Source organism: Okeania sp. SIO2B9, assembly GCF_010672505.1.
In the GTDB taxonomy this organism is placed as follows: domain Bacteria; phylum Cyanobacteriota; class Cyanobacteriia; order Cyanobacteriales; family Microcoleaceae; genus Okeania; species Okeania hirsuta.
Genome location: NZ_JAAHGK010000501.1, coordinates 1 through 5024 on the forward strand (window position 1 = coordinate 1; position 5024 = coordinate 5024).

3 protein-coding genes are annotated in these 5024 nt (G+C 35.8%); all 3 read right to left on the minus strand.

Translation table 11 applies throughout. The annotated features are described in order from the left end of the window. Nucleotides 1-929 precede the first annotated feature (929 nt). Nucleotides 930-2261 (minus strand): 30S ribosomal protein S12 methylthiotransferase RimO, encoded by a 1332-nt coding sequence (rimO, locus tag F6K13_RS17775; RefSeq protein ID WP_124144435.1) that lies wholly within the window; start codon nt 2259-2261, stop codon nt 930-932. Nucleotides 2262-2565: 304 nt separating this feature from the next. Next, nucleotides 2566-3558 (minus strand): OmpA family protein, encoded by a 993-nt coding sequence (locus F6K13_RS17780; protein WP_124154420.1) that lies wholly within the window; start codon nt 3556-3558, stop codon nt 2566-2568. Nucleotides 3559-3859: 301 nt separating this feature from the next. Then, nucleotides 3860-4000, minus strand: a complete 141-nt coding sequence (locus F6K13_RS17785; protein ID WP_192901095.1) for a hypothetical protein — start codon at nt 3998-4000, stop codon at nt 3860-3862. Nucleotides 4001-5024 lie beyond the last annotated feature (1024 nt).

The window sequence follows — 5024 nt, forward strand, 5'->3', positions numbered from 1 at the left end:
TGAGCCGACCGCATCTCTCAAATTTATACTGGCGTTTAAATCTCCTCAAAAGGAGAATCAGCGCAGCCACCCTGCTTCTCAAGGCGGATAAATTCTGATTTTTTTTGTAGAGGCTTTCCGATTTTACAGGCAGACAAACATGAACATTATTAAGTTATGTAGTTTGTCTGATTACCTGAACTACCGCTAGTAGATATAATAGAAAATTTATATTGTTTCTACGACCTTTTAAGTAAGTCAGGTAGGTTATCAACCACTACAATATAAAGATATAGAAATTACTACTGTCTCACACATATCAATCTCAGGAATTTTAAGCCCCTGCGATTAAGTTTCCTTTCGTCTCACTCCTAAACCTACGGCCATAGAGAGGAATTTCCTAGAGGGTCTGTTGAGAAAGGTTAGAGCCAATATTTGGCTATCGTTAAGCTGTTGTATATATCAAGTTTCCGTTGGACAAAGGAAGAAAAAATGACCTTAATTTTGAGGTTTTCCATGTCCCAGCGTATCTACCTACATTACCGTAGGTATTTTATGATACTTAACAGCTCCCTTTGGGTAGCTCGTCTTTATCTTCATAATGATTAACATAATAACAAATGACTTAACATTTGCCACATTTATTACATATTTTCCTGGAATTAACTTAATTTTTTAGATTTTGTACATTGATGTAGAGGTTTTGGGACATTACACACTTTTTACAGAAGTTACTTAAAAGTGATACAGGCGTTACATGTAAAGTCTGTAAAGCAATCAAAGTTAAGAAGAATTTCTGATGTATATATTGTAATGTGTTAAGATTTTAAGTTGCGCAAGAAGCCCAGTATAGTTTATATCTTCATAAGTATCATTTAGTTGCAAGACTTTATGTGTCTAATGATGCTTTGGCAATCCCTAAAAATGTACCCTACACTTCAACTGAATGACTAATTGCTTGATTTACTCAAATCTACATAACCATACAAATCGTAAACATCTGCATCTGTAATCATCACTGGCACAATTGAACCCAAACGAGCTTTACCTTGGAGATAAACAAGTCCATCCACTTCTGGAGAAAACCGTGGTGACCTACCAATCAACTCTCCTGTCTGAGGATTTTCCTGTTCAATCAGTACATCAACTACTTGTCCCACTGATTTTTGATTCTGTTTTCCAGATATGGGCTGCTGGACTTGCATAATTTTTTCTCTACGGGTGTCCATCACTGCTTTGGGCAACTGATTAGGCAAACTATAGGCGGGGGTTCCTTCTTCTGGAGAGAAAGTAAATACCCCAACATGATCGAACTCGTGACGCTTGACAAATTTCACTAAATGTGCATGATGATCTTCCGTTTCACCAGGGAAGCCCACTATAAAGGTTGTCCGCAACACGGCATTGGGCATAGCTGCTTTTATTTTTTCGATTATATCATCATTAACCCGACCTTGCCAAGGTCTATTCATGGCCCGCAATATTTGGGGATGAGAATGTTGTAAAGGCAAGTCTAGATAGGGTAAAATATTGGGAGTTTCTTGAATAGCAGCTATTACTTTGGGAGTCAAACCTGTAGGATAGGCATAGTGCATTCTAATCCAGGGTATATCAACTTTTCCTAGGGCGCGGAGAAGTTCGGCGAGTTTGGGTTCGCCATAAATATCGATTCCATAGTTAGTGGTTATTTGGGAGATGAGGATGATTTCTTTTACCCCTTGGTCTGCTAGTTGTTGAGCTTCAGTGACAATAGATTCTATGGTGCGCGATCGCTGATTTCCTCGTAGATGAGGAATAATACAAAAAGCACAACGATAATCACAACCTTCAGCTATTCGCACATAAGCAACTCCTTCGGATGTGGTGCGGTAACGTGGGGTTGTTTCATCGGCAATATAGGTGGGTTGAGGGGAGACTTCTGTGACGCGATCGCCTTTTTCTACCCGTTGCATCACATCAACTATTTTATGATAATCACCAGTCCCCACAAGTGCTACTGCTTCTGGTAACTCTGCAAGTAATTCTTCTTGGAAGTGTTGCGCCATACAACCTGCGATGACTATTTTTTTGTTAGCTTCTGCTAATTCTACCAAAGTACGAACAGATTCTTCTCTGGCAGTTTGAATAAAACTACAGGTGTTAACGACTACATAATCTGCTAATTCTTCGTTAGCATCTACTTGATAACCCGCTTGTGCTAGTAAACCTATGATATGTTCGGTATCGATACGATTTTTTTCGCACCCTAAGTGAGAGAATGAAATGGTAGGTTTTGTAGACATTTAGAGTTCTGAGTTATTAATTTTGATCGGGAATAGTCTTTATAATATAGCATATTACCTATGGCCAAATAAGGTATGGCAGTCGAAGGAAAGGGTGCGAACAGATCGAGAGCTTAAAACTCAGACAACACAATATTTTTTCTTTTTCCTTCTTCCTTCTTTACTTCTTCCTTCTTCTTTCTGCTATAAAGCAAGTCAAAGGTCTTAAACAGACAAAAACTGGCATTAAATCCTAGAATTTGGCATCTGCCAGTCGAAAAATAAGAGTTAAAAATTAATATTGATTTTGTGAAGAAGTTCAAAGTTAATTAGCGGGTGTCAAAATAATTACTGTTCGCTGATTGACATCAGCAGCAGGATCGCTACCAGGGAGTGGTTGAGAAAATCCCATTCCTTTGCCAACAACCTGATATGGTAAATTCTGCTGTTTCAAATATTCGACTACTGCATTTGCTCGGTCTTGAGATATTTCTTGGTTTAACTGAGCACCACCGACCTGAGATGTATGACCTTCAACTCTAATCGTAACTTTATTAGGATCGTATTCTTTAATTTCTGAGATGAGACTATTTATAGTTTGCTCTGCTTGGGGAGATAATTCAAATTCATCAAATCCAAATTTTACTTGACCTAAAGTTTTGGCTTTACTCAAATTCTTGCCTTGTGGTTGAGATGTTGTAGATGTGTTAGTAGAGGTAGCAGCAGAAGTTTCGATTTCTGGCGATGATGTAGCAGTTGGTTGTGCAGTTCCAGATCCAGAGGTAGTAGTAATATTAGTAGTAGGTGATACGGTCGCAGATGGAGAAGTAGATACTGAGCTAGTAGTTGTTTCAGTGTCTGTGGTTTCTGTAGTTGTAGTTATAGACTCTGCTTCAGTGGTTGTTGTATCAGTTGTAATAGGAGTGGGAGACTCTGCTGTAGTAGTTGTTTCGGTTTCTGTGGTTTCTGTAGTTGTAGTTATAGACTCTGCTTCAGTGGTTGTTGTATCAGTTGTGATGGGAGTGGGAGACTCTGCTGTAGTAGTTGTTTCGGTTTCTGTAGTTTCTGTAGTTGTAGTTATAGACTCTGCTTCAGTGGTTGTTGTATCAGTTGTTTCAGTTTCTATTCTTTGTACTTGAGTAACTTCTGTTTTATCATCTACATCTTCAGTTTCAGTCAATTGAACATCAATAGTAGGTTTTTCAAAAGCTTTAGGACCTGCAAATGCCCAAGCACAAATCATCATAAAGCCCATACATCCTGCTAAGATACTAGGACTTAAAGTTTGTTGGTGATGTATTTTTTTTTCAGCAGTCATATCTAATAATATAGCTCCAAACTAGGTTTATCTGAAATAACTTCTATTAAACTAATATGATATTGATAGAATCAGCAACTGGCAAAAAATCCAAAATCATTGAGATTCTTGTTATTATTTATAGCAGCATTTTATGACAAATGGAATAAATCGTAAATTATTTTTTTTAAGTTCTTTATATCCTTTTAATATTACTATTTAATATTACTATATTCTAAATAAATTGGATTTTAATTGAAAATTAAATATCTTAAAGAGACGTTCCGCCAGAACGTCTCTAGAAAACTTGTATTGTTGTTAACTAGCCAACTGTATAAGCGGTACTAAGTCCCCACAAAAGAAGAAAGACTATTGCACCTAGAATCACAATCGCAGAAATGGCGATCGCGCTGGGAGTATCTGCTCCCTTAAATTTCATTATTCCACGGTCAAGGTCTGACATAATATTTATCTCCTAATTATGTTTTTGATTTTAGCTAAGATTTTCTGGAAATATGTCTATATTGCTACTATATTTTCTCCCATTTCTGTTTATGATTTGTCTCTAATATTAAAATAATAATAAAGATTGGCAATGGTCATATTTTAGGCCGTTTATAAATTAGATAATTCTATGATTTTGTCATCAGTGTTAATTAATTATTGACTGAGATCAGACTCAAATTGTTTCCTAATCTAATCAGGGGTGTTAAAAAAAGGGAAGATACTTCAGAATATGATAATTATTCTGGTAATTCTGAGCAGGTTAAAACTGAGGAGGAATCTGAGCAAATTAATGAAGTTTTGCATGTTTAAACAGCAGATTCTCAGGAGTTATCTCAAGATATTAGTTTGCTCAGGGATTTTTTATACTTATTTGTACGGTTCTCTTTACAATCCAAGGGCTTAATTTACTTTTTAAATGTTCGGGAAATTAAGAAGAATGGATTTTATGTTTTTTGAACGCAGCACATAAACAACCAGAATTAATGTTGATGATGATATTATTTATTCCAAGTATCACAGTTTCATTGTTTGTGATTTACTGGCTAATACTTCAGTTTATTAAAGCTCTGGCTTTGCTTAAGCAAAAGTTTCTTGAAATATACTTCTCCGACATTAACTTTAATCCCTTGTAATACCTGGGAAAAAACTTAGTTTCCGGAGATGAATAATCCAGAAATAGGAAGGTAAAAAACATCAAAAAATTCCCGAAAAAAAAATTATCTAAATGTTAGGTAGATTGCCTATAATAAATATAGAAGCTAGAAATAAGAATTGTTTAGATAGATCGGTTCTGACAATATGTAGATAACGACTGTACAGATCTCTACATTTATAATGATAGCTTTTTGTCGAATATTGGACTTTGGACAAAAAGAAAAAGTGGTTAGCGTAAGTATTACACTAACTAATCGGTGATTGTATTAGAAATCAAATCTGGAATTATCTTCGTTTCTCACATTATTTATCATCCTGAAGATCAT

Bases quoted from the DNA above. Each gene is read 5' to 3' on its own strand.
- F6K13_RS17780 (WP_124154420.1), bottom strand. From the start codon at position 3,558: ATGACTGCTGAAAAAAAAATACATCACCAACAAACTTTAAGTCCTAGT.
- rimO (WP_124144435.1), bottom strand. From the start codon at position 2,261: ATGTCTACAAAACCTACCATTTCATTCTCTCACTTAGGGTGCGAAAAA.
- F6K13_RS17785 (WP_192901095.1), bottom strand. From the start codon at position 4,000: ATGTCAGACCTTGACCGTGGAATAATGAAATTTAAGGGAGCAGATACT.